Genomic DNA, 22,759 nt, shown 5'->3' with positions numbered 1-22,759 from the left:
AAGAGAGGCGGCATGACCCAAACCGCTGACCGGCCCCGTATCCGCCTGAAACCCAAAGCCAATGCGCGCGGCCTGCGCCACGGGTTCCCCTGGGTCTATGCCAATGATATCGTCACCGACCGCCGCACCCGCAAAATCCCGGCAGGGGCTTTGGCCGTGTTAGAGGATGAAAAACGCGCGCCCATCGCGTTGGTTGCAGTAAACCCCGAGTCCAAGATCATGTGCCGCGTGTTGGACCGCGATCTGGATGCCGATTTAAACGCCACGTGGTTCGAAACCCGCCTGCGCCGCGCGCTGGACATGCGCGAGCGTCTGTTCGACGCGCCTTATTACCGTCTGATCCATGCCGAGGCGGATGGTTTTCCCGGCGTCATCATTGACCGCTTTGGCGATGCCTGCGTGATCCAACCCAACGCAGCCTGGGCCGAAGCGCATCTGGACACCCTGACCGACGCGCTGGTCGCCGTAACGGGCGTGACCACGGTATTGAAAAACGCCTCGGGCCGGACACGCGGGCTTGAGGGGCTGGACGATGCCAACCTCACCCTGCACGGCACGGCCCCCGACGCGCCGCTGTCGGTGCCGATGAACGGCGCGACCTATATGGCCGACCTGACCGGCGGCCAGAAAACCGGGCTGTTCTATGATCAGCGCCCCAACCACGCCTTCGCGGCGCGTCTGGTTCAACCCGGCGCGCAGGTGCTGGATGTGTTCAGCCATGTGGGCGGGTTCGGTCTGGCGATGCTGGCAGGCGGAGCGGGGCAAGCGCTGTCCGTCGATGGTTCAGCCGCCGCACTGGATCTGGCCACTCAGGGCGCGCAGGCGTCTGGCTGTGCCGACCGGTTCCAAACCCGCCAAGGCGATGCCTTCGACGTGCTGACCCAATTGGGCGAAGAGGGCGCGCAATTCGACGTAGTGATCTGCGACCCGCCTGCCTTTGCGCCCTCGAAACAGGCGCTGGACGCGGGGCTGCGCGCCTATGAGCGCATCGCGCGTCTGGCCGCGCCGCTGGTCAAACCGGGCGGTTATCTTGGCCTGTGTTCCTGTTCTCACGCCGCCGATCTGGGTCGTTTCCGCGACGCCTCATCCCGCGGGATCGGCCGGGCCGGGCGGCAGGCGCAACTGATCCACACCGGCTTTGCTGGCCCCGACCACCCGCAACTGCCGCAACTGGCGGAAAGCGGCTACCTCAAAGCCGTGTTCTACCGGCTGTGAGGGCGGTTCTGGATACATGCGTCATCTACCCCACGGTGATGCGAGAGATGCTACTGGGCGCGGCAAAACTGGGCCATTTCGAACCCATCTGGTCGGCGCGCATCCTCGAAGAATGGGCCCGTGCCGCCCGCAAACTGGGCCCCACGGGCGAGGTACAGGCCCGCGCCGAAATTGCCCTGACACAATCGCACTGGCCCAAGGCGGAACGCGCGGCGCAACCGGGCGTGGAACAGCGCCTCTGGCTACCCGATGCCGCCGATATCCACGTTCTGGCCACCGCCATAACCTCGTCGTCAGATGCGATCATCACCATGAATGCCAAGGACTTCCCCCGAAACATCCTGTCGGATGAGGGCCTGATCCGCCATGACCCAGACACGCTGCTGCATGGCTTCTGGAAAGCCGATCCGCAAGGCCTCTCGGATACCGCCCACCGAGTCCTCACGCAGGCCAACCACCTCTCAGGTGACCAATGGACCCTGCGCGGGCTGATGAAAAAAGCCCGCCTCCCGCGTTTGGGCAAAGCTCTCACGACCTAATCCCGATCCGCCCTTCATCTGGCTAAAAATATCCCGGGGTGTGTGAGGGGCTGGCCCCTCACAGCCGAAACCTATCCACCCGCACCCCAACGCTGCTCCAACGCCTCCAGCGCCGCAATTCGTTCATCTGTCTTGGGATGGCTCATCAACCAGGCGGGCGTGACACCTGCGCGTTGCTCGGTCAGTTCCTCAAGCTTGTGAAACAGAGATTTCTGCGGCCCGATCCCAATTCCTGCCTTGGTCAACAACGCGGCGGCGTATTCATCCGCCTCATATTCATCGCCACGTGACAAGCGCGAGGCCAGCAGATGCGCGAGCATATTAGCGAGCCATGCGCCAACAAACGGAATGAACCGGTTCAACACCATCATCAACGCCGTCCGCAGTGCATTCTGACCGGAAAAATCAATCATCCGCCGCCGCGCATGACCCAAGGCCACATGGCCCAGCTCATGCGCGATCACGCTGGCCATCTCCTCGGCCGAGACGTCTCCATTGCGGAACTTGCGATAGAACCCGCGTGTGATGAAAATCCGTCCATCCGGTGCGGCCAGCCCATTCACAGGGTCGATCTCATAGATATAAACCGGCACACGTTCGATCTCGAGCGCGGCGGCCAATCGGTCAGTCATGCGTTTTAGAGCGGGATCCGCCAACTCTGTAGATTTCGCATCCAACTCGCGATGGGTGCGCCAGACGGAAATCCGGTACATGACAACGGCATAGGCAATCGCCAGCAAGATCGGAGTTAATCGCAGCATACCTCAGATATGGGGGGCGATCGGGGCGAGGGCAACAAAAAATCGGGGCTGAAACGATCACGATGCCCTAGCTCGCGTGACATCAATCTAGGGTGAGGTCGCCTGAAACGACTGAGCCTTTGCTTGCCGCGCGAGAGGTTGCGCCATACCCTTGTTATCATGTGGTCTTTTGCAGAAATCCGCCCATCTTACAGCCGCGCCGAGCGTATCAGCGACGGGTTTGTGCATATTCTGGGCGTCAGCGCCGCCAGCATCGCGGTTCCTACGCTCATTTTCTTGACGGTTCAGTACCGCACCGAGCCCGCCGCGATACTGGGCGTTTCAGTTTATGGGGTCACGCTTATTCTGATGCTGTCGCTTTCGGCAGCCTACAACATGGTGCAATCGGACAGGTGGGGGCATGTATTGCAGCGGTTGGACCATTCCGGAATCTATGTGAAAATTGCTGGAACCTATACGCCATTCATATTGATTTCGGGCGTACAGTCGCCGGGTTTGTTGATTGGTTTGTGGTCTTCGGCAACGCTTGGGTCGGCCCTGAAGATGATTGACCCGCATCGCTTTCGATGGTTTGGGTTGGGGCTCTACGTTTTAATGGGGTGGGCCGTCGTCTGGGCGGGGCAATCTCTGCTAGCGGACCTGTCCCATCCCGTTATCTGGCTGATGGTCGCAGGCGGCATTGTCTACACGACCGGGATTGCCTTTTACCTGTTGGACTGGCTGCCTTTTCACAACACGATCTGGCATGTTTTTGTTCTGACAGGCAGCGTTCTGTTTTTTGCCGCCGTTTCCGCGCATACGGCATGGGCCCCGGCGTTACCGAGCGAACCTTTATCGCGTTAGCTCGCGCATGCCCTGTTCCAGCCCAGCCAAGGTCATCGGCACCATGCGGTCCTCGAAAATCTCGCGGATCATGCTAACGGAATGAGTGTATTCCCAGTATTTCTCGGGCACTGGGTTGATCCACAGGTTTGAATTCCACTGGTCTCGTGCGCGTTGCAGCCAGACCTGACCTGCCTCTTGGTTCCAGTGCTCATTCGCCCCGCCGGGGTAGGCGATTTCATAGGGGCTCATGGAGGCATCGCCTACGAAAATACACTTGTAATCGGGGCCGTAGGTGCGCAGCACCTCATGGGTGGGGGTCTGCTGATCCCAGCGGCGGGCATTGTCGCGCCAGACGCCTTCGTACAGGCAGTTGTGGAAGTAGTAATATTCCAGATGCTTGAACTCGGTCCGCGCGGCTGAGAACAGCTCTTCGACCACCTTGATATGCGGGTCCATTGATCCGCCTACGTCCAGAAACAACAGCACTTTGACCGCGTTGTGACGTTCGGGGCGGGTTTTGACGTCCAGATAGCCGTGTTCCGCGGTGGCGCGAATTGTGCCGTCCAGATCCAGCTCATCCGCCGCGCCTTCGCGCGCCCAGCGGCGCAGGCGTTTCAGGGCGACCTTGATGTTGCGGGTGCCGAGTTCAACAGTGTCGTCTAAGTTTTTGAATTCGCGCTTGTCCCAGACCTTGACCGCGCGCTGGTGGCGGCTTTCCTTCTGGCCGATACGCACGCCCTCGGGGTTATAGCCATAAGCCCCGAACGGAGAGGTCCCGGCCGTGCCGATCCACTTGTTGCCGCCCTGATGGCGGCTTTCCTGATCCTTGAGACGCTCTTGCAGCGTCTCCATCAGTTTTTCGAACCCGCCCATGGCCTCGATCTCGGCCTTTTCGTCCTCGGACAGGTGCTTTTCGGCCATCTTGGCCAGCCACTCGGCGGGGATGTCCACGGCCTCGATCACCTGATCAAAGCTGATCTCTTCCAAGCCCTTGAAACTGGCAGCAAAGGCCTGATCGAACTTGTCGATATTGCGCTCGTCCTTCACCATCGAAACGCGGGCGAGGTAGTAGAATGCCTCGACATCATAGGTGGCCAGGCCCTTTTTCATGCCTTCCAGAAAGGTCAGATATTCGCGTAGTGAGACGGGAATACGGGCTTTGCGGAGGTTTTCGAAGAAGGGCAGGAACATGGGTCTACGCGATCAGTCGGACGAGAATGAGGGACAGGACCAGACCCACCAACGAAAAAGCGATGCCATAGCCCGCAGCATATTGCGCCATATCCGCGCCGCTGCCATTGCGTTTTCGTGCCGTCAGTGCCCCGAGGATTGCCCCCAGTATCGCCATTCCCAGAACTACGACCATGCGTTAACCGCCTCTGTTGTTGGACGGTGCTTCTGCAACCTCTTGCATCAGCGACCGGACCACCGTTTCCGAGCCAAAGCCGTAGCGCGCCCACCCCAGACTGTCCAGCCTGACGGAACGTGCCTGCGTGGACCGTCCGGCCTGATTCAGCGCTTCGGATTTCAGCAACAGCAAAGTCGCCAATTGCGAGGCGTTTTCGGCGCGGGTCATCACGTCGATGGCTTTGTCCAATTCGGGCAGGAAGTCGGGACCGCTGCCTTGCGCCAGCGCATAGGCGCCAAGCTGCGTGGTAATGTAGGCCTGATGCACCTCAGTACTCGGTGACGTGCGCAGAAATTGCAGCGCGATATCATATTCGCGCAAAGCGGCTTGCGGGTTGTCAAATTGCCCCATGCGCCCCATCAGGTAGTGCGGATAGGCGCGGCGGTGGTCGGTCCAGCCCTGTTCGTGTCCGATCTGCGCGGCGCGCTGGGCAGAGCGTAGCCGGGCCTGCACGTTGCGGTTGGGGTTCAGCGATTTTTGCACCGCCCTGATCCATTCACGCGGGGTTTCTGACGGGGGACCTACGGGCTGGACTTCGCCGTTTGGGTTCAGACGGCGTAGAATGCCGGGGATAACGGCTTCGACTTGTTCACGGCTCATGCCGCTGCGCAAGTCAGGCGAGTAGGCGGCGCGCAGCATCAGCATATCGAACCCGGTCAGAACGGTATGTATATTGTCATCGTTAAAGACTGAATCCGGCAGGTGATACAGGTCGTTCAGCGGCCCCAGAGCCTGTGCAATCTCTTCGTGCAGGCAATCGCGCTTTTCCTGCGGGCTGGCATCGTAGGGGATGAAAATCCCCAGTCGCTGCCGGTCTTGCAGCCGGACCCAACTGCTTTTCTTCTTGCGCCGATCCCGGCTGTATTCCTCGAAACTGGAGGCGTTCGGGACGACGAAACAGGCGGCTTGCGGCAGGATATCCTGAATTTGGTCCTGAGTGACGGCCTCGATGGTGATATTTGCCTGACCTTCGGGGATTTGCTTGATGTCGATCCGGGCTTCGCGGCGCAGACGGTTGAGCAACCGGGTCAAGTCCTGCTGCATCGACGGAGTAACCTGGCCGGTCAGGCGCACCGTTACGGGCCCCTCGAAGCGAGTAAAGACCGGTAGGGGCGTGCCGCTTTCCAGCGCAAAGTGAAGTGATACGAAATCGCGCGCCATATCGGCATTTGCCCGACCGGGCGGGGTAGGGCGCGGGGTTACAAAGGCCTTTGGGGGCGGCAGCCCTTCAACGGTGGGCTTCACCCGGCTGGGTGGTTCTGGGACGGAAACAGCCGTACATCCAGCCAATGCCAAACCGAACACAAGAGCAGCCCAGCGGATCATGCGCGTTGATACCGAATGAAAGGTGTCTGTTTGCCGATCCGATCATACAATTTGCGAGCGGTATGGTTGAATTCTTGCGTCAGCCAATAGACCGATGGCGCGCCTTGTCGGTCAGCCTCGTCATACACGGCTTGAATTAGCGCGCGTCCAACGCCGGTTCCGCGCGCCTCGGGGCGGGCGAACAGATCCTGAAGGTAGCAGACACTTTCCTCTTTCCACGCATGGCGGTGAAACAGGTAGTGCGTCAGGCCGACCAAACCATCGGAGCTTTCGGCAACAAAGCACGAGAAATCATGCGGATCATCCCCTAAAAGCCGCGCGAATGTGCTGTCATAGGTGTTGTCGGGTACGGATGTTTCGTAGAACGCCAGATAATCGCGCCACATCTCAGCCCATTCGGCCCGGTCATCGGGCCGCAAGGCACGGATCGTAAGGGTGTCAGACACTCAGATTGCCCCATCTGCTCGGATGCCCGACAGTCGGGCGATCATGTGCCAATGCTGACAGCCCGCTTGCCGTAAGGCAAGGCTGATCACTGGATGTTCAGCGTTTGCTACGCGCCATAAAGGCCAGACGTTCAAACAGATGAACATCCTGCTCATTTTTCAGCAGCGCGCCATGTAACTTGGGCAGCGCATTCGCCCCGTCGCGTTTCAGATCGTCGGCGGTCAGATCCTCGGCCAGCAACAGCTTGAGCCAGTCCAGCACTTCCGAGGTCGAGGGCTTTTTCTTCAGCCCCTGCGTCTCACGGATTTCATAAAACTGTGTCAGCGCGGTGGTCAGCAGGGCATCCTTGATCCCAGGGTGATGGACCTCGACGATGCGGCGCATCGTGGTCTCATCTGGGAAGCGGATATAGTGAAAGAAACACCGGCGCAGGAAGGCGTCGGGCAGTTCCTTTTCGTTATTCGAGGTGATGATCACAATAGGCCGGTTCTTGGCTTTGATTGTCTCACCAGTCTCGTAGACATGGAACTCCATCTTATCGAGTTCCTGCAGCAGGTCGTTGGGAAATTCGATATCGGCCTTGTCGATCTCATCAATCAGCAGCACGACCTTTTCGTCGGCGTCGAATGCCTGCCACAGCTTGCCCTTGCGGATATAGTTCGACACGTCATGCACGCGCTCATCGCCCAACTGGCTGTCGCGCAGACGGCTGACGGCGTCATATTCATACAGGCCCTGTTGGGCGCGGGTGGTGGACTTTACGTTCCACTCGATCATCTTCAGACCCAGCGCATCAGCTACCTGCTTGGCCAGTTCGGTCTTACCGGTGCCCGGCTCGCCCTTGACCAGCAAAGGCCGTTCCAAAGTGACCGCAGCGTTGACGGCGATGGTCAGATCATCGGTGGCAACATATTCGGCTGTGCCTTGAAAGCGTGCGGTCATTGGGGCCTCATGATAGGTCGCGCAGGTTGTGCCTTTGGGGTTACAGAGGGGCGAAGATTTTTACAACCCACGTCGCTGCGTCGCCCGATGCGGAATTGACCAGCAACTCCAAGGGCTTTGCTTGATTCGTGCGCTAACACACCCTGAGGCAATATAAAGTTTGCCCAGAAATCGCCCGCACTTTTTCACAGAAAAACAAGGTTTTGTTATTAGTTGTCTCATATTTAGACGCTTTAGGATTACACAACACAGGCGCGTCGTTTGCATAGTGACAATCCCCGCGCCGTCAGATAAACGCTCCGCAGAAGGGAATGCCTCATGTCTGGTGAAGAGAGAGCACTCGGCGTTGCAGGCCACACCGAGGGAGCAAAAATGAAGCAGGAAGTATTTCTGCCCGAAGATTATCGTCCAGCCGAAGACGAACCATTTATGAACGACAAGCAGCTTGAGTATTTTCGTCGTAAGCTGCTGGACTGGAAGACTGAACTTTTGGCAGGCAGCCGCGACACGATCGAAGGTCTGCAAGACAACACTCGTAACATTCCGGACGTTGCAGACCGCGCGAGCGAGGAAACCGATCGCGCACTGGAACTGCGCACCCGCGACCGTCAGCGCAAGCTGGTGGCCAAGATCGACTCGGCTCTGCGCCGGATTGATGAGGGCGAGTACGGCTATTGCGAAATGACGGGTGATCCGATCTCGCTGCGGCGTCTGGATGCGCGCCCGATCGCGACCATGACGCTTGAGGCGCAAGAGCGTCACGAACGCCGCGAGAAGGTCCACCGCGACGATTGATCGCTGCAAAATTCGGAAATCTTTGACGCCGGGGCCTGTCGCCTCGGCGTTTTTGCGTTAAGCCTTGCTCATGAATATCGACGGTTTGAGTTTTGCCGTAATCGGCGGCGGTATTGGTGGTTTGGCGGCTGCTCTGGCCCTGCGCCTGAAGGGCGCGCAGGTGACGGTGCTGGAACAAGCACCAGCCCTGACCGAAGTGGGCGCGGGCCTTCAGATCAGCGCCAATGGCATGGCTGTTCTGCGTGCGCTGGGTATTGAGCACACAGAGCCCCGTGTAGGACAACGCTCAAACGGAACGGTTCTTCGCGACTACCGCCGAGGCCGCGTCATCAGCCGTATTCCGCCCCCGACGGCCGGCCCGACCTACTACTACCATCGCGCCGATCTATTGGACCTGTTGGTGCAGGCCGCGCGAAACGCGGGGGTCGATATCCAGTTGGGTGCTCAAGTGTCGCAGGTGATCAAACATCCTGGCGAAGCCGAAGTGGTTTTACAAAGCGGTGAGCGATTGCGCACCGAATGCGCCATTGCCGCAGACGGAGGACGCAGCATTCTGCGTCCGATCCTGAACGGAGAGGAACAGCCGCAATTCACCCGCCAAATCGCCTGGCGTGCAACGATACCTTGGGCTCAACGCGCCCGAGCGCCATGTGCGTCACTGACAATGGGCCCGGGTCGCCATGTGGTCTTGTACCCTCTACGTGACCAGCAAATGATGAATGTGGTAGCAATCGAGGAACGCTCGGACTGGACAGATGAAAGTTGGCGCAGGGAAGGTGATCCTGACGATCTTAGGGCGCGCTTTCAGGATTTCGGCGGCCCAGTTCGGGAGGTGCTGACCGAGGTTGCGCAAACCCACCTTTGGGCCCTTTACCTGCGGCCGGTGGCGCAAAGTTGGCAGAACGGTCGGCTTGCTTTGCTGGGGGACGCTGCCCACCCCACACTACCTTTCATGGCGCAGGGGGCATGTCTTGCATTGGAGGACGCCTGGATCTTGGCGCGTGCATTTTCTGAGCAATCAGGGGTGACCCAGGCGCTTTCGGTCTACGAGACCACCCGCCGCCCCAGAGCCCGCAACGTCGTGGCCACCGCTGGTGCCAATGCCCGCAATTTCCACTTGCGCGGACCGATGCGTCTGGGCGCGCAACTGGCCTTGTCCGCTATCGGTGGGAAATTGGCACGCAAATACGACTGGATCTACAACTACGACCCGACCGCATAAGGAATTAAAGATCGAGTTCCACCCAAACCGGAACGTGATCTGAAGGCTTTTCGTGCCCGCGTATCTCGGAATCAATCCGGCAATCGCGCATCAGATCTGCCGCCTGTGGGGTTAACAGGAAATGGTCGATGCGGATGCCGTCATTCCTGTTCCATGCCCCGGCCTGATAATCCCAAAAGGAATAGTGCCCTGGCCCCTGTGTGCACGCCCGGAACGCCTCGGTAAAGCCCAGGTTCAGGATTTTGCGAAATGCCGCCCGGCTTTCAGGCCGAAACAGAGCATCCTCCCGCCATGCCTCGGGACGTGCGGCGTCTTCGGCCTGAGGAATGATATTATAGTCCCCGGCCATCAGCGCCGGCTCTTCACTAGCGATCAGCTCCTGCGCGCGCCGATAGAGGCGCTCCATCCAGGCAAGCTTATAGTCATATTTCGGTCCCGGAGCCGGATTGCCGTTAGGCAGATACAAACCGCAAATCCGCAACGAGTGCTTCCCGACGACCGTCGCTTCGATCCACCGCGCTTGTTCGTCTTCATCGTCGCCCGGTAGGCCCCGCGTCACATCTTCAAGCGGGAACTTTGAAAGGATTGCCACTCCGTTAAAGCTTTTCTGCCCATGGGTTTCGACATTGTAGCCCCGGTCTTCGAAAAGTTCCCTGGGAAAGTTCTCATCCACTGACTTGATCTCTTGCAGCAACACGATGTCGGGCTGCGCGTCATCCAGCCAACGGGGCAGAGCCTCAATCCGCGCTTTGATACCGTTGATGTTGAACGTGGCGATTTTCATGCGCGATCCTCCAGAGCCATTGGCAACCTATCGCGCAGAATGAACGCAGCGGCAAGATGGTGGGTTGGGGAGCGAGGCTCTGCCTCGCGCTCCGGGATATTTTTAGCCAGATGAAGAAACGGATCGTTAACCAATCCGTGCGATTTATGATCTGCGGTACAGGCGGGGACGCCGATGACCGCGCCAGGTGAAGCTCTCCGGCATTGAGGTCGGAGAGCGGATCCCTGCTTCATCTGGCCAGAAATATCCTGGGGGTGTGGGGGCAACGCCCCCACCGGTAGCTACATAGAAAACGAGGTGCCGCAGCCGCAGGATGAGGTGGCGTTCGGGTTTTCGATGACAAACCGCGCTCCGATCAATTCCTGAGTGAAATCTATCGTGGCGTTTTCCAGAAACGGCAGTGAGACCGAGTCCACGATGACTTTCTGTCCTTTACCCTCAAGGATCAGATCATCCTCTTTCGGTTCGTCCAGAGCGATCTCGTATTGGAACCCGGAACAGCCGCCGCCTTCTACCGCGACGCGCAGGGCTTGTCCCTGATCCGCAGCGCCAATTTCGGCCAGGCGATCGAAGGCGCGTTCCGTGACTGTTGGGGGCAGATTCATGCCACGCTCCAAAGGTTTATTTCTGTACCACTCTACCATATAGAAAACCCAAGGACAGGCGACAAGGACAAGACCTTTGGAAAGAACGGGTTTTGCCTCGGATCCCAGTTGCGCGCGAGGGCGGTTGGTGCCAGAGGAAGAGAGCAGTTTTCGGTCATGCTTTCAGCGTGATCGAGACAGGATCATTCATGCCAGCGCGTTTCGGCGGCTCAAGCACAAGACGCAGGTTTTTGTGGAGCATGAGGGGGATAGCTATCGCACCCGCCTGACGCATTCCATTGAGGTGGCGCAGGTGGCGCGGACGATTTCCGGTGCTTTGGGCTTGAACCCCGAACTGACCGAGGCGGTGGCTTTGGCCCATGATTTGGGGCACACACCGTTCGGCCATACGGGCGAGGATGCGCTGCATGCCATCATGCAGCCTTATGGTGGCTTCGATCACAATGCGCAGGCCATTCGCATCGTGACCAAACTCGAACGACACTATGCGGAATTCGATGGCTGCAACCTTTCATGGGAGACGTTGGAAGGGATCGCCAAGCATAACGGCCCGGTTGAGGGCGAGTTGCCTTGGGCGTTGGCAGAGTGCAACGGCGCGTTTGATCTGGAACTGCACACCCATGCCAGCGCTGAGGCGCAGGTGGCGGCATTGTCAGATGACATTGCCTACAACAACCATGATTTGCTGGACGGGCTGCGAGCGGATTTGTTCAGTGATGACGAAATTCAAACGCTGCCGATTGTGGGTGCGTGCTATGCCGAGGTCGATCGCGCCTATCCAAATCTTGACCCGTATCGGCGCAGGCATGAGGCTCTGCGGCGGGTCTTTGGGGTTATGGTATCCGACGTAATAGACACATCTGCCGCGTTGATTGCCGAATCCGGAGCGCACTCGGTGGAAGATATCCGCAATTTGGGTCGCCCAGTGATCCAGTTCTCGGCGCAATTATGGGCGCAGTTGCAGGATATCCGTGCCTTTCTGTTCACCCGGATGTATCGCGCGCCCTCGGTGATGGAAGTGCGGGCCGAAGTTAGCAAGATCGTCGAGGAGCTGTTCCCGATCTATCTTGCGGATCCGCGTCAAATGCCTGCCCGCTGGCACTCCGATATTGAGGCTGCCGAGGACGAGACTGTTCTGGCCCGGATCGTATCAGATTACATCGCCGGGATGACCGATCGCTTTGCGATACAGGACTATGTGCGCCTGACAGGGCGACCCGCGCCGACGGGTCACTCGACGCCGATATAGGCCAGTGCCCAAACCTGTTGACTTGCTTGGGCTTCGGCTGAGTCGGCTTCGTCGGTTGGCGGGAACACGATCATGGTGGGGCCATATCCTCCGACGCCCATCGGTTCACCGTCGGCATGGGTGGCTAAAATGGGTTTGTACGTCGAAATGCTGTCCCATGGGATTTCCGCCTGATACCCGTCCATTGCCATGGGACGTGCGGTTTTTCCTTCGGCTCCCGCAAGGATCATGACGTCCGACAGCAGCGGGCCACTGAAAGTGTAGTTGCGCTGATGATCGGGCGGGCCATAGGGAATAATGATTTGAATCTGGGGTAGGCTGTCCAGAAGGGCCGCGTCAAACCCTGCTGCACCCTCATGGGTCACTTCGAGAAACCCAAGCAGCCCGCCATCATTCTCGCCCCGCGCCGGCAGGTTGGTTTCGCTGACAGCGCCACCCAATGTCACCAGCACATGTCCTTGCGGTGCGGGCATCTCGGCCAGAACGGGCAGGGCGGTGGACAGAAGCAGGCTGAGGGGTAGGGCGAGGCGCATCAATGGTCTCCGAATTTCGCAGTTCGGGCAGACTGTAGCGGGGATTGCGCCCAAACCAAGGTCAAACTTTAGGCATCCATTGACCTTACCGCGCTGCGTGATAAACCGCCGGGCAAGCAAAAGGACATTCGAAATGAACCTGTTTTCCGAGATCCGCGCCCTTGTACTGGGCGCGCTGGCGCAGATGCAGTCCGAAGGTGCTCTGCCCGAGGGACTGAGCTTTGACAACGTGGCGGTTGAGCCTCCGCGCGACGCGGCACATGGCGATATGGCGACCAACGCGGCGATGGTATTGGCAAAACCAGCCAAGATGAAGCCGCGCGACATTGCCGATGTGCTGGCCGGAAAGCTGGCTGCCGATGATCGGATCACCAGCGCCGAGGTGGCAGGGCCGGGGTTTTTGAACCTGCGGCTGGCGCCGTCGGTCTGGCAGGGTGTGCTGACCGCCGTGCTGGAACAGGGCAACGATTATGGTCGCTCGACCATGGGACACGGGCAGAAGGTGAACGTCGAATATGTCTCGGCCAATCCCACCGGTCCGCTGCATGTAGGCCATACGCGGGGCGCGGTCTTCGGTGACGCCTTGGCAAGCCTGCTGGCTTATTCTGGCCATGAAGTTACGCGTGAGTATTATATCAACGATGGCGGCGCGCAGGTGGATGTACTAGCGCGTTCGGCCTATGAGCGGTATCGCGAGGCCAATGGCCTCAGCCCCGAGATTGCCGAGGGGCTCTATCCCGGTGACTATCTGATCCCGATCGGCGAGGCGCTGAAAGAGAAATACGGCGATACCCTGATCGACAAGCCTGAAAGCGAATGGCTTGAGGACCTGCGCAACTTTGCCACCGATGCGATGATGGACCTGATCCGCGCTGATCTGAAGGCGCTGGGCGTCGAGATGGACGTGTTCTTTTCTGAGAAATCTCTCTATGGCACGGGCCGGATCGAGGCTGCGCTGCAATCGCTGACCGACAAGGGCCTGATCTATGAAGGCGTGCTGGAGCCGCCCAAAGGCAAAAAGCCCGAAGATTGGGAGCCGCGCGAGCAGACTCTGTTCAAATCGACTGAACATGGCGATGACGTGGACCGCCCAGTCAAGAAATCGGACGGCGCGTGGACCTATTTCGCGCCCGATATCGCCTATCACTATGACAAGGTGAGCCGTGGCTTTGACGCTCTGATCGACGTGTTTGGTGCCGACCACGGCGGCTATGTCAAACGGATGAAGGCGGCTGTGTCGGCGCTGTCCGATGGCAAGGTGCCGCTGGATATCAAGCTGACCCAGTTGGTGAAGCTTTGGAAGAATGGCGAGCCGTTCAAGATGTCTAAACGGGCAGGGAACTTTGTCACTCTGCGCGATGTGGTGGATCAGGTGGGGCCAGATGTTACGCGTTTCGTCATGCTGACCCGCAAGAACGACGCGCCGCTGGATTTTGATTTCGACAAGGTGCTGGAGCAAAGCCGCGAGAACCCTGTGTTCTACGTGCAATACGCCCATGCCCGCGTCATGAGCGTTCTGCGCCGCGCGGCTGAGGCCGGGATCGCCGCAGATGATGCGACCCTCAAAGGGGCCGATCTGAGTAAGAACGATCACGCATCCGAGTTGACGGTTGCTAAAAAGCTGGCCGAATGGCCGCGTCTGGTGGAAATCGCTGCCCGCACGAACGAGCCGCACCGCGTTGCGTTCTACCTTTATGAACTGGCCGGAGACTTCCACGCGCTGTGGAACAAGGGCAACGACGAAACCCAACTGCGGTTCATTCAGGATGGCGATGTTGCCACAAGCCAGTCAAAAATCGCTTTGGCCCGTGCCGTTTCTGTTGTGATTTCAGCGGGCTTGGGTATTCTTGGCGTTACCCCGGCGCAGGAGATGCGGTAACAAACACCGCCCGAACCGCCGGTACGAGGTAGGCAAGAAATGACCCGCGCGCCTTATTTTCTGGCGCGAAACGGGCGGTGAGGCGGACATGGCAAATAACGTTTACTCGGGACAGATGCGTCCCGAGCAGATGCATTACACGAATCAACCCTCGGTTCAGGGCGGGTACGATTATTCCGACGACATGCACGGGTATGAAGAGACGCCGCAGGCAGCGGGCCTGGGTCGGATCGTGAATTTTCTGGGGGCGGCCGCGTCCTTGGCTTTGGTCGCCGGTATCGCCGTTTGGGGCTATAAGTTGGTCATGCGCGATGTCAGCGGTGTTCCGGTTGTCCGCGCGATCGAAGGGCCGATGCGTATCCAGCCGGAAAGTCCAGGTGGGACACCTGCAGATCATCAGGGCTTGGCGGTGAACGCAGTGGCCGCCGTCGGCACCGCAGCGCCGCCTGCAGATCGTTTGATTTTGGCGCCGCGGCCAGTTTCGCTAACGGATGAAGACACGCCGGTTGAACCGCTGAAGCCCACACCGGCCGTGCACTTGGTGGAAGAAGAAATCTCTGATCAAGAGGCGGCGCAACTGCGCCAAGGTGCCGTGGATGCGGTGGTTGCTGAACTGGCGGACAAGCCAATTGAACAGCCACAGGACGGTGTGCAACTGGCGTCGCTTGCGCTTGACGACGAACCGGCGATTGACCCTGCGGACTACGCAGCGCAACTGCCGGACCCCGCAATTGCAGCGCTGCCCGGTGTGCGCCGGTCGCTGCGGCCCATCACACGCCCGGCACGCAGGATCAGCAACCCGATCACACCTAGCAGCAGCACCGAAGATGCCATCAATGCGGCAGTCAAGGCCGCTGTTGGCTTGGATGTCGACGCTGATACCCTTTCAAAGGGCACCCGTATGGCCCAGCTTGGGGCCTATGAAAGCACCCAGGTTGCACAATCGGAATGGGATCGCCTGAACGGTCGGTTTGGTGAGTATATGGATGGAAAACAGCGGGTTATCCAAAAAACCACAAGCGGTGGACGTACCTTCTATCGGCTGCGGGTTTTGGGGTTTGATGATCTAAGCGACTCGCGTCAGTTCTGTGCCGCGCTTCAGGCGCAGGGGGCGGACTGTATCCCGGTCGCGGCCCGGTGACATTCGGCGCTGCGATCTCGGACGCGGAGGGGCTGCGGCTTACATCCGACGAGAAAAGACTGTTTCGCGAGATGAACCCGTTCGGGTTCATCCTCTTTGCCCGAAATATCGACACCTCCGATCAAGTTCGCGCACTGTGTGACGACTTTCGCGAGGCGGTGGGCCGCAACTGTCCGATTACCATTGATCAGGAAGGTGGGCGCGTTCAGCGCCTGCGCGCGCCCTTGGTCCGCGAATGGGCGCCGCCGCTGGATCACGCGGCTCGGGCCGGGGAACAGGCCGAACGGGCGATGTATCTGCGCTATCGCTTGATCGCACTGGAATTGTTCGAGCTTGGGATCGACAGCAACTGTGCCCCGATGGTTGATCTGGCGCGTGACGACACCCATGCGTTCCTCAAGAACCGCTGCTATGGCTCTGATCCTAAACAGGTTGCGAAACTTGGCCGCGCGGTTGCCAAAGGGCATCTGGACGGCGGCGTTCTTCCGGTCATCAAACACATGCCTGGGCATGGCTTGTCGACACTGGACAGCCACCATGACCTGCCGCATGTGGATCTGAATCAAGAAGCACTGGAGGGGGCCGATTTCGCACCATTTCGCGCGCTGAACGACCTGCCGATGGGGATGACCGCACATCTTGTCTATGACCGGATCGACCCGCAACCGGCGACGGTTTCACCTACGATGATCGGGCTGATCCGTGACAAGATCGGATTTGACGGGTTGATTATGACCGACGATATCTCGATGAAAGCCCTGTCAGGCACGCCCGAAGAAATTGCCGGGCAAGCGCTGGCTGCGGGCTGCGACGTGGTTCTGCATTGCAACGGCACGTTCGAGGCCCGCGCCAAGGTGCTGGACGCCGCTGGCGAGATGACCCCGCAAGCGCAAAAACGCGCCGAAAAAGCGCTGTCGATGCGGCAAAAGCCTGTGGAACTTGACATCGAAGCCGCCGAGGCGGAACTATCTGCCCTAATGGGCGGGCAGGTATATGAACGATAACCTTTTTAGCGAAGATCCGGTCTCGGTCGCGGATCGGCTTGCCGCCGAGGCGCTGATTGTTGATGTTGACGGGTTTGAAGGCCCGTTGGACGTGCTGCTGACCCTGTCGCGGACGCAGAAAGTTGACCTGCGCAGAATCTCGGTTCTGGCGCTGGCGCAGCAATATCTGACCTTCGTTGAAAAAGCCCGTGCGCTGCGGATCGAACTGGCGGCGGATTATCTGGTCATGGCCGCGTGGCTCGCCTTTCTGAAATCCCGCCTGCTGCTGCCGCCCGATCCCGATGACGAAGGACCGTCTGGCGAGGAACTGGCCGCGCATCTGGCGTTCCAACTTGAACGCTTGCAGGCCATGCGCGACGCGGCTGCGCGATTGATGGCGCGGGATCAGTTGGGGCGTGATTTCTTCCAACGCGGGCAGGGTGAGGATGTCACCCGCATCCGCACCGTGACCTATTCAGCCACGTTGTTAGACCTGATGCAGGGCTATGCTCGCATCCGCACCCGCGATGAATTCCGCCCCTTTGTCATGGACCGTGATGCTGTCTTTACCATGGAGCAGGCGCTGGAACGGATGCGCCCCTTGATCGGGTTTGCGGGCGTCTGGACAGATATGGAGACCTATCTGCCCGACGGTTGGGATGCCGATCCGGTGCGGCGGCGCTCGGCCACGGCGGCGACGTTTGCGGCCTCGTTGGAGCTGGTGAAAGAAGGACATATGGAGATCAAGCAAAGCGAAACCTTTGCACCGATCCATCTGCGCAAGAGGACCGAAACACGTGACTGAAACCTCTGAGGAAACCGGCACCCTGTTCGAAGCGCCCCCCTTGGCCGAACAGGAACGTATGGTCGAAGCCGTGCTGTTCGCGAGTGCTGAACCCGTTTCGATCAGCGATCTTGAAGCCCGGATGCCCCACGGCAGCGACGCGGCACAAGCGGTTGATCTGCTGCGCAAGCGCTATGAAGGGCGCGGCGTGCGCGTTGTGCGCGTGGGAGAGGCCTGGGCTATCCGCACAGCCCCTGATCTGGGCTTTTTGATGCAAAAGGAAACGGTTGAGACACGAAAACTCAGCCGTGCCGCCATCGAAACTTTGGCCATCGTGGCCTATCACCAGCCCTGCACGCGGGCCGAGATCGAGGAAATCCGAGGCGTGTCGGTCTCGCGCGGGACCATCGACCAGTTGCTGGAAATGGAGTGGATTCGATTGGGTCGCCGTCGTATGACACCGGGCCGGCCGGTGACATTTGTGGTGACGCCGCAGTTTCTGGATCACTTCGGGCTGGAAAACGCCCGCGACCTTCCAGGGCTTCAGGAATTGCGCGCCGCAGGGTTGCTGGAAAACAGGCCACCTCCGGGTACGATTCCCTTGGGAGAGGGCAGCGACGAAGAAGAAGATGAAGATCAGGTGGAACTGTTCGAGGAAGAGTGATCAAACGGCCCTTTTGTTGCCAGACAGATCACCTATTTTGAGGTTCAGGAAACGGAGTTGAGCAATGAATGCCAATCGAATGATCGATATGATCGTGCGTCAGGTGATGCGCCGTCTGGTCAATAAAGGCGTGGACAAGGGCTTTGATATGGCCAGCCGTATGGGCGGCAAATCGGATCAGGGCGGTGATACAGGCCAACAGAAACAAAGCAGCGGTCCACGCCCGTCTCAAAACATGAGGCAAGCGCAGAAGATGACCCGGCAGATGCGTCGCTTTATGAAGTTCTAGCCAACCGGCTTGAAGTGTTTGGACAGCTTCAACCCTTGTCCCTGATAGTTCGAGGCAATGCCCGCGCCATAGAGCTGCGTGGGCATTTCGGCCATTTTCTCATAGACCAAACGCCCGACGACCTGTCCGTGTTCGAGCACAAACGGGGCCTCGTGGCAGCGCACTTCCAGCACCCCGCGTGACCCTGCACCCCCGGCGGCCGCGTGGCCGAAACCGGGGTCGAAGAAACCGGCGTAGTGCACCCGGAATTCACCGACCATGGCCAGATAGGGGGCCATTTCAGCGGCATACATGGGCGGGATATGCACCGCCTCGCGGCTGACCAGAATATAGAACGCGCCGGGGTCGAGGATGATGCGACCGTCCGTGGTGCGTACCTCTTCCCAATATTCCTGCGGGTCATATTCGCCGATCCGGTCCAGATCGATCACACCCGTATGTGGCTTGGCGCGATACCCCACCAGATCGGTATCAGGCAGTTGCAGATCGACCGAAAAGCCCAATCCGTCCTGAATCACTGCCGGTCCATCCACCAATGGCGACTCGGCGTGTAGCGCGTTTAGTTCCGCATCGCTTAGCACCGCTTGGCCCTGACGGAATCGTATCTGGTTCAGACGCATTCCGGGCCGCACCAGGACCGAGAATGATCGCGGACAAATTTCAGCGTATAGAGGCCCGGTATAACCCGCAGGCACCCGGTCGAACTCGGTGCCGCCATCGGTAATGGTGCGGGTCAGCAAATCCAGCCGCCCGGTCGAGCTTTTGGCATTGGCCACGGCGGTGACGCTGCCGGGCAGGGCGAGCGATTCCATCAGTGGCACCAGATAGACGCAGCCTTTTTCCAGCACCGCGCCGTCGTTAATGTCGATGCGGTGCATTTCAAACTCGGCCAGACGGTCGGCGACCGAGCGCCCTTCTCCCGCCAGAAACGAGGCGCGCACGCGGTAAGCCACTGTTCCCAAACGCAAGTCAAGGCTGGCCGGTTGTACCTGCGGGTCGATTACGGCGGGATCGGCGGTGATCTCACCGCGTGCAATCATGCCTTCGATCTGCTGGTTTGGGCATACACCTGTCATTCCGATCCCCCCTGATGCCAGAGCGGGATCTGGCCTGTCTGCCATAAACGTCGTTGTGATTTGGTCGGGCTAGCAGGACTCGAACCTGCGACCTTCCGTCCCCCAGACGGACGCGCTACCAGGCTGCGCCATAGCCCGACGTTGGAGTGTTCATAACGGTTTTCCCGGCAGGGGCAAGAGGAAAACATTGCCTTTTTCTTATCCCGCCGATCGATTCTCAATTCGGTTCAGAAGGGCGCGCAGGTCACGGGCAACAGGCGCGATCTGACGCAGCAGCTGATCGTCAAATTCAGTCCGATTCCACGCTTGGGTTGCGATGCCACCCAGCAACGGCGCCTCATCCAGCTTGTCCAAAACAGGCTGCGGCGGCACGGGCGCTGCGGGCACCGGTGCCTCGGGCAAATCAAGCGAGATCTGTTCTTGGGGTGCGGGTGCGGGCTTTGCTGCAAAGGGAACTACCACGTTGTCTTCGGTTGCGGCGGGCTTGGCCTCATCCTCCAAACCCTGAGACAATGAGGCGACGTAGGCCACGCCTTGTTCGCGTAAAATGCGTTGCACGCCTTTGATGGTGATCCCATCCTCGTGCAGCAGCTTTTTGATACCACCCAGCAAGCGCATGTCATTGGGGCGGTAATAGCGCCGCCCACCGGCGCGTTTGACCGGTTTGACCTGCGTGAAGCGGCTTTCCCAGAATCGCAGGACATGGGCCTGAACGCCCAGCCAGTCCGCTACTTCACTGATCGTGCGAAAGGCGTCTGGGGACTTGCTCATGGCGCTGCCGTCCTGATCTTATTTGCGGTTCCCTGCGGCGACGCGATCCTTCATCAGATGCGACGGGCGGAAAGTCAGCACGCGGCGTGGCTGAATAGGAACCTCTTCCCCGGTTTTGGGGTTGCGGCCGATACGGGCAGTTTTGTCCCGAACGCTGAATGTTCCGAAAGACGAAATCTTGACTTGCTCACCCCGCACCAGCGCGTCGGACATATGGTCCAGAACGCTTTCGACCAGCTGTGCGCTTTCATTGCGTGAAAGGCCAACCTCGCGAAAAACGGCCTCGCTCAGATCCATTCGGGTCAGTGTTTTGTCGCCCATGCCAATCCCCCTGTTGATGGTAGAGCATAGGGTCAGGGCAAATTCACTGTCAATATCAATGAATTGCAGGTCTGTGTGTAAGCCGTTTTGCGCCTGTTACCACCGAAGGAGGACTGATCCCCAGGCCAATCCACCACCGATTGCCTCAGTAACAAGTAAATCACCCGGTTTGAACTGGCCGCGTTGCTTGGCCACGGACATGGCCAAGGGAATCGATGCCGCAGAGGTGTTGCCGTGATCCTGTAGGGTGACTACGACGTGATCCATGGGAACACCCAGTTTCTTGGCGGTGCCCTGAATGATGCGGATATTGGCTTGATGGGGGACAATCCAATCCACATCCTCGTGACCCAAACCCACTTTTTCCAAGCAAGTCTCGGCAGTTGAGGTCAAACGTTCAACCGCCTGGCGGAACAGCTGATTGCCCTTCATCCGCAGATAGCCCGTTGTTTGCGTCGACACGCCGCCGTCTACATACAACAAGTCTTTATAGCGACCGTCGGAATTCAGATCAGTGGCGAGAATACCGCGATCTTCGGCCGTGCCGTCACCTTCTTGTCGTTCAAGAATCAGCGCGCCCGCACCATCGCCAAAAAGCACGCAGGTGGACCGGTCCGTCCAATCCATGATTCGCGAGAAGGTCTCGGCCCCGATTACCAGCACCCGCTTGGCCTGATCCGAAAGGATCAGTGCGTTGGCATTAGTCAGAGCGTAAACGAATCCCGCACAGACGGCCTGAACGTCAAAGGCAAACCCTTTGGTCATACCCAACCGCGATTGCACCATGGTGGCCGCTGAAGGGAAGGTCAGGTCCGCCGTCGATGTGGCCAGAACGATGGCGTCGATGTCGTCGACCGTCAGTCCAGCATCGGCAAGCGCTGCTTCGGCCGCCTTTGTGGCCATGTCGGATGTGGTCTCGCCCTCGGCTGCGAAATGGCGGCGTTCGATGCCGGACCGCGTCTTGATCCACTCATCGGAGGTATCAAGCGACTTTTCGAACTCGGAATTCGGCACAATTCGCTCTGGCAAATAATGTCCGACACCTACAACAACTGAACGGCCTGCCATGTTGGGGTACTGCCTTTTTTGTTATTCGCCCGCCTTGGACGGAGCTTGGGCGGCATCTTGTGCAAGCTCGACTGTCGATGCAACCCGTGCCGCCAATTTTTCAGAGAACCCGGACTGTGCCAGGGTAAAGGCCAGTTTCACGGCGGCCGAAACTCCGGTGGCATCTGCGCCGCCATGAGATTTCACCACAGTCCCATTGAGGCCCAGGAAAACCCCGCCATTTACACGGCGTGGGTCGATACGTTTCTTCAACCGGTTCAGTGAGGTGATGGCCAGAACCGACGCCAGCCGAGACAGGGGCGAGTATTTGAACGCCTCACGCAGAAGGTCCCCGATCAGGCTGGCCGTGCCTTCGCCGGTCTTGATCGCGACATTGCCGGTAAACCCATCGGTTACAATGACATCTGCCTTGTCACCGGGGATATCACTGCCTTCGACAAAGCCCACGAAATCAAAGCTCGCCTGATCCGCAAAGTCCGTGATCATGGCATGCGCTTCTTTCAATTCAGCGCGGCCCTTGTGTTCTTCCGTGCCTACGTTCAGCAGGCCGATCCGGGGGCGTTCCAGCGCCATGCCGTTGCGCGCGTACGAGGCGCCCATCAGCGCGTATTGCAGCAGATCCTTCGCGTCGGCGCGTACATCGGCGCCCACATCCAGCATCACGTTGAACCCCTGCGGGTTGCGCGAAGGCCACAGAATCGCGATCGCCGGGCGGTTCACGCCAGGCAATTTGCGCAGCCGCATCATCGACAGCGCCATCAACGCCCCGGTATTGCCGCAAGACACCGCACCATGGGCTTCGCCCTGGCGCACCGATTCCAGTGTCGACCACATTGAGGTCTGCTTGCCGTGGCGTACAACCTGGCTGGGCTTGTCTTCCATCGTGACCACGTCGGTGCAATCACGAAAAACGACGCGCCCATTCAGGACACGTCGTTTCGCAACAAGTTTGCGCAACTCAGCCTCAGGCCCGTGCAGGATGAACGCGATGTCGGGGTTCTTGTCCGCCGATTTGGCGATCCCCGCCACAACTGCGGCGGGACCCGAATCTCCGCCCATAGCGTCAACCGAGATGGTGATCCGTCCGGTTTGCGTGGGCTGTTCCGTCATGCCTTGGCCTGCGCTTTGAAAG

At 59.2% G+C, this 22,759-nt stretch carries 26 protein-coding genes and 1 tRNA gene; 12 read left to right on the top strand and 15 right to left on the bottom strand.

Going from position 1 to position 22,759, the window contains the following annotated elements:
- The first annotated feature begins 12 nt into the window (after positions 1-12).
- Entirely contained in the window at positions 13-1,215 is a 1,203-nt protein-coding gene (locus GOV80_RS01375; RefSeq protein ID WP_170782573.1) for an RSP_2647 family RNA methyltransferase, read from the top strand.
- Positions 1,212-1,754, top strand: coding sequence for an RSP_2648 family PIN domain-containing protein (locus tag GOV80_RS01370; RefSeq protein ID WP_170782572.1), 543 nt, complete (start codon positions 1,212-1,214; stop codon positions 1,752-1,754). The genes GOV80_RS01375 and GOV80_RS01370 overlap by 4 nt, the downstream gene beginning before the upstream one ends.
- A 71-nt stretch (positions 1,755-1,825) precedes the next feature.
- On the opposite strand, the gene GOV80_RS01365 is transcribed toward GOV80_RS01370, so the two are convergent.
- Positions 1,826-2,515: a M48 family metallopeptidase gene (locus GOV80_RS01365; protein WP_170782571.1), complete on the bottom strand. Its 690-nt coding sequence runs from the start codon at positions 2,513-2,515 to the stop codon at positions 1,826-1,828.
- Positions 2,516-2,674: 159 nt separating this feature from the next.
- On the opposite strand from GOV80_RS01365, the gene trhA reads away from it, so the two are divergent.
- On the top strand, positions 2,675-3,358 hold the full coding sequence (trhA, locus tag GOV80_RS01360; protein ID WP_170782981.1) for a PAQR family membrane homeostasis protein TrhA: 684 nt from the start codon (positions 2,675-2,677) through the stop codon (positions 3,356-3,358).
- On the opposite strand, the gene GOV80_RS01355 is transcribed toward trhA, so the two are convergent.
- From GOV80_RS01355 to GOV80_RS01335, 5 genes are all read right to left on the bottom strand, one after another.
- Complete coding sequence (locus tag GOV80_RS01355) at positions 3,347-4,531, bottom strand: vWA domain-containing protein (protein ID WP_170782570.1); 1,185 nt, start codon at positions 4,529-4,531, stop codon at positions 3,347-3,349. The genes trhA and GOV80_RS01355 overlap by 12 nt on opposite strands.
- 4 nt (positions 4,532-4,535) lie before the next feature.
- A complete protein-coding gene (locus tag GOV80_RS01350) occupies positions 4,536-4,706 on the bottom strand; it encodes a hypothetical protein (protein WP_170774529.1) in 171 nt (56 codons plus the stop codon).
- Between the two features lie 3 nt (positions 4,707-4,709).
- A complete protein-coding gene (locus GOV80_RS01345; protein ID WP_170782569.1) occupies positions 4,710-6,074 on the bottom strand; it encodes a DUF2927 domain-containing protein in 1,365 nt (454 codons plus the stop codon).
- Positions 6,071-6,520 (bottom strand): GNAT family N-acetyltransferase, encoded by a 450-nt coding sequence (locus GOV80_RS01340; RefSeq protein ID WP_170782568.1) that lies wholly within the window; start codon positions 6,518-6,520, stop codon positions 6,071-6,073. Before GOV80_RS01340 ends, GOV80_RS01345 begins: the two co-directional genes overlap by 4 nt.
- 97 nt (positions 6,521-6,617) lie before the next feature.
- Positions 6,618-7,463 carry an AAA family ATPase gene (locus tag GOV80_RS01335; RefSeq protein ID WP_170782567.1) on the bottom strand — a complete coding sequence of 282 codons (846 nt, stop codon included), beginning with the start codon at positions 7,461-7,463 and terminating at the stop codon, positions 6,618-6,620.
- A 372-nt stretch (positions 7,464-7,835) separates the two neighbouring features.
- Here GOV80_RS01335 and dksA point away from each other — a divergent pair, with 372 nt between their 5' ends.
- Both dksA and GOV80_RS01325 read left to right on the top strand, forming a co-directional pair.
- On the top strand, positions 7,836-8,258 hold the full coding sequence (dksA, locus tag GOV80_RS01330) for an RNA polymerase-binding protein DksA (RefSeq protein ID WP_170774521.1): 423 nt from the start codon (positions 7,836-7,838) through the stop codon (positions 8,256-8,258).
- A gap of 70 nt (positions 8,259-8,328) precedes the next feature.
- The gene (locus tag GOV80_RS01325) at positions 8,329-9,480 is read left to right on the top strand and encodes an FAD-dependent monooxygenase (protein ID WP_170782566.1); all 1,152 of its coding nucleotides are present in this window, start codon (positions 8,329-8,331) and stop codon (positions 9,478-9,480) included.
- A 4-nt stretch (positions 9,481-9,484) separates the two neighbouring features.
- Here the strand turns inward: GOV80_RS01325 and xth are convergent, their stop codons facing one another.
- Positions 9,485-10,264 (bottom strand): exodeoxyribonuclease III, encoded by a 780-nt coding sequence (gene xth, locus GOV80_RS01320; protein WP_170782565.1) that lies wholly within the window; start codon positions 10,262-10,264, stop codon positions 9,485-9,487.
- A 281-nt stretch (positions 10,265-10,545) separates the two neighbouring features.
- A complete protein-coding gene (locus GOV80_RS01315) occupies positions 10,546-10,869 on the bottom strand; it encodes a HesB/IscA family protein (RefSeq protein ID WP_170782564.1) in 324 nt (107 codons plus the stop codon).
- 76 nt (positions 10,870-10,945) lie between these two features.
- Between GOV80_RS01315 and GOV80_RS01310 the strand changes: the two genes are divergently transcribed.
- Positions 10,946-12,118 carry a deoxyguanosinetriphosphate triphosphohydrolase gene (locus tag GOV80_RS01310; RefSeq protein ID WP_170782563.1) on the top strand — a complete coding sequence of 391 codons (1,173 nt, stop codon included), beginning with the start codon at positions 10,946-10,948 and terminating at the stop codon, positions 12,116-12,118.
- Here the strand turns inward: GOV80_RS01310 and GOV80_RS01305 are convergent.
- Entirely contained in the window at positions 12,100-12,651 is a 552-nt protein-coding gene (locus GOV80_RS01305) for a putative pterin-binding protein (RefSeq protein ID WP_170782562.1), read from the bottom strand. The two genes, GOV80_RS01310 and GOV80_RS01305, sit on opposite strands and share 19 nt — an antisense overlap.
- A gap of 133 nt (positions 12,652-12,784) precedes the next feature.
- Between GOV80_RS01305 and argS the strand changes: the two genes are divergently transcribed.
- The 6 genes from argS (at position 12,785) to GOV80_RS01275 (ending at position 18,391) form a co-directional block, all read left to right on the top strand.
- Positions 12,785-14,530, top strand: coding sequence for an arginine--tRNA ligase (gene argS / locus GOV80_RS01300; protein ID WP_170782561.1), 1,746 nt, complete (start codon positions 12,785-12,787; stop codon positions 14,528-14,530).
- Positions 14,531-14,618: 88 nt separating this feature from the next.
- Complete coding sequence (locus GOV80_RS01295) at positions 14,619-15,671, top strand: SPOR domain-containing protein (RefSeq protein ID WP_170782560.1); 1,053 nt, start codon at positions 14,619-14,621, stop codon at positions 15,669-15,671.
- Positions 15,668-16,675, top strand: coding sequence for a beta-N-acetylhexosaminidase (gene nagZ, locus GOV80_RS01290; RefSeq protein ID WP_170782559.1), 1,008 nt, complete (start codon positions 15,668-15,670; stop codon positions 16,673-16,675). The genes GOV80_RS01295 and nagZ overlap by 4 nt, the downstream gene beginning before the upstream one ends.
- Positions 16,665-17,459: a segregation and condensation protein A gene (locus GOV80_RS01285; RefSeq protein WP_170782558.1), complete on the top strand. Its 795-nt coding sequence runs from the start codon at positions 16,665-16,667 to the stop codon at positions 17,457-17,459. The genes nagZ and GOV80_RS01285 overlap by 11 nt, the downstream gene beginning before the upstream one ends.
- On the top strand, positions 17,452-18,102 hold the full coding sequence (gene scpB, locus GOV80_RS01280; protein WP_170782557.1) for an SMC-Scp complex subunit ScpB: 651 nt from the start codon (positions 17,452-17,454) through the stop codon (positions 18,100-18,102). Before GOV80_RS01285 ends, scpB begins: the two co-directional genes overlap by 8 nt.
- A gap of 64 nt (positions 18,103-18,166) precedes the next feature.
- A complete protein-coding gene (locus GOV80_RS01275) occupies positions 18,167-18,391 on the top strand; it encodes a hypothetical protein (protein ID WP_170782556.1) in 225 nt (74 codons plus the stop codon).
- Here the strand turns inward: GOV80_RS01275 and GOV80_RS01270 are convergent.
- The 6 genes from GOV80_RS01270 to plsX form a co-directional block, all read right to left on the bottom strand.
- Complete coding sequence (locus GOV80_RS01270) at positions 18,388-19,467, bottom strand: 2'-deoxycytidine 5'-triphosphate deaminase (RefSeq protein WP_170782555.1); 1,080 nt, start codon at positions 19,465-19,467, stop codon at positions 18,388-18,390. The genes GOV80_RS01275 and GOV80_RS01270 overlap by 4 nt on opposite strands.
- Positions 19,468-19,528: 61 nt before the next feature.
- Positions 19,529-19,605, bottom strand: a tRNA-Pro gene (locus tag GOV80_RS01265).
- Positions 19,606-19,665: 60 nt separating this feature from the next.
- Complete coding sequence (locus GOV80_RS01260; RefSeq protein WP_170782554.1) at positions 19,666-20,238, bottom strand: MerR family transcriptional regulator; 573 nt, start codon at positions 20,236-20,238, stop codon at positions 19,666-19,668.
- Positions 20,239-20,256: 18 nt separating this feature from the next.
- Complete coding sequence (gene ihfA, locus GOV80_RS01255) at positions 20,257-20,559, bottom strand: integration host factor subunit alpha (RefSeq protein ID WP_120633007.1); 303 nt, start codon at positions 20,557-20,559, stop codon at positions 20,257-20,259.
- Positions 20,560-20,655: 96 nt separating this feature from the next.
- A complete protein-coding gene (locus tag GOV80_RS01250; protein WP_170782553.1) occupies positions 20,656-21,627 on the bottom strand; it encodes a beta-ketoacyl-ACP synthase III in 972 nt (323 codons plus the stop codon).
- A gap of 21 nt (positions 21,628-21,648) precedes the next feature.
- A complete protein-coding gene (gene plsX, locus GOV80_RS01245; RefSeq protein WP_170774492.1) occupies positions 21,649-22,737 on the bottom strand; it encodes a phosphate acyltransferase PlsX in 1,089 nt (362 codons plus the stop codon).
- Positions 22,738-22,759 lie beyond the last annotated feature (22 nt).

It is taken from the genome of Ruegeria lacuscaerulensis, from assembly GCF_013034685.1.
In the GTDB taxonomy this organism is placed as follows: domain Bacteria; phylum Pseudomonadota; class Alphaproteobacteria; order Rhodobacterales; family Rhodobacteraceae; genus Ruegeria; species Ruegeria lacuscaerulensis_B.
The sequence above is the reverse complement of the archived record's forward strand: the minus strand, read 5'-3'. Positions and strand labels throughout refer to the sequence as shown.

Coding starts and splice junctions, on each gene's coding strand:
- GOV80_RS01325 (WP_170782566.1), top strand. CDS start 8,329: ATGAATATCGACGGTTTGAGTTTTGCCGTAATCGGCGGCGGTATTGGT.
- GOV80_RS01305 (WP_170782562.1), bottom strand. CDS start 12,651: ATGCGCCTCGCCCTACCCCTCAGCCTGCTTCTGTCCACCGCCCTGCCC.
- GOV80_RS01315 (WP_170782564.1), bottom strand. CDS start 10,869: ATGAATCTGCCCCCAACAGTCACGGAACGCGCCTTCGATCGCCTGGCC.
- GOV80_RS01250 (WP_170782553.1), bottom strand. CDS start 21,627: ATGGCAGGCCGTTCAGTTGTTGTAGGTGTCGGACATTATTTGCCAGAG.
- GOV80_RS01285 (WP_170782558.1), top strand. CDS start 16,665: ATGAACGATAACCTTTTTAGCGAAGATCCGGTCTCGGTCGCGGATCGG.
- plsX (WP_170774492.1), bottom strand. CDS start 22,737: ATGACGGAACAGCCCACGCAAACCGGACGGATCACCATCTCGGTTGAC.
- GOV80_RS01375 (WP_170782573.1), top strand. CDS start 13: ATGACCCAAACCGCTGACCGGCCCCGTATCCGCCTGAAACCCAAAGCC.
- GOV80_RS01260 (WP_170782554.1), bottom strand. CDS start 20,238: ATGAGCAAGTCCCCAGACGCCTTTCGCACGATCAGTGAAGTAGCGGAC.
- argS (WP_170782561.1), top strand. CDS start 12,785: ATGAACCTGTTTTCCGAGATCCGCGCCCTTGTACTGGGCGCGCTGGCG.
- GOV80_RS01365 (WP_170782571.1), bottom strand. CDS start 2,515: ATGCTGCGATTAACTCCGATCTTGCTGGCGATTGCCTATGCCGTTGTC.
- trhA (WP_170782981.1), top strand. CDS start 2,675: ATGTGGTCTTTTGCAGAAATCCGCCCATCTTACAGCCGCGCCGAGCGT.
- xth (WP_170782565.1), bottom strand. CDS start 10,264: ATGAAAATCGCCACGTTCAACATCAACGGTATCAAAGCGCGGATTGAG.
- GOV80_RS01270 (WP_170782555.1), bottom strand. CDS start 19,467: ATGACAGGTGTATGCCCAAACCAGCAGATCGAAGGCATGATTGCACGC.
- GOV80_RS01345 (WP_170782569.1), bottom strand. CDS start 6,074: ATGATCCGCTGGGCTGCTCTTGTGTTCGGTTTGGCATTGGCTGGATGT.
- GOV80_RS01275 (WP_170782556.1), top strand. CDS start 18,167: ATGAATGCCAATCGAATGATCGATATGATCGTGCGTCAGGTGATGCGC.
- GOV80_RS01335 (WP_170782567.1), bottom strand. CDS start 7,463: ATGACCGCACGCTTTCAAGGCACAGCCGAATATGTTGCCACCGATGAT.
- ihfA (WP_120633007.1), bottom strand. CDS start 20,559: ATGGGCGACAAAACACTGACCCGAATGGATCTGAGCGAGGCCGTTTTT.
- GOV80_RS01355 (WP_170782570.1), bottom strand. CDS start 4,531: ATGTTCCTGCCCTTCTTCGAAAACCTCCGCAAAGCCCGTATTCCCGTC.
- GOV80_RS01350 (WP_170774529.1), bottom strand. CDS start 4,706: ATGGTCGTAGTTCTGGGAATGGCGATACTGGGGGCAATCCTCGGGGCA.
- dksA (WP_170774521.1), top strand. CDS start 7,836: ATGAAGCAGGAAGTATTTCTGCCCGAAGATTATCGTCCAGCCGAAGAC.
- GOV80_RS01295 (WP_170782560.1), top strand. CDS start 14,619: ATGGCAAATAACGTTTACTCGGGACAGATGCGTCCCGAGCAGATGCAT.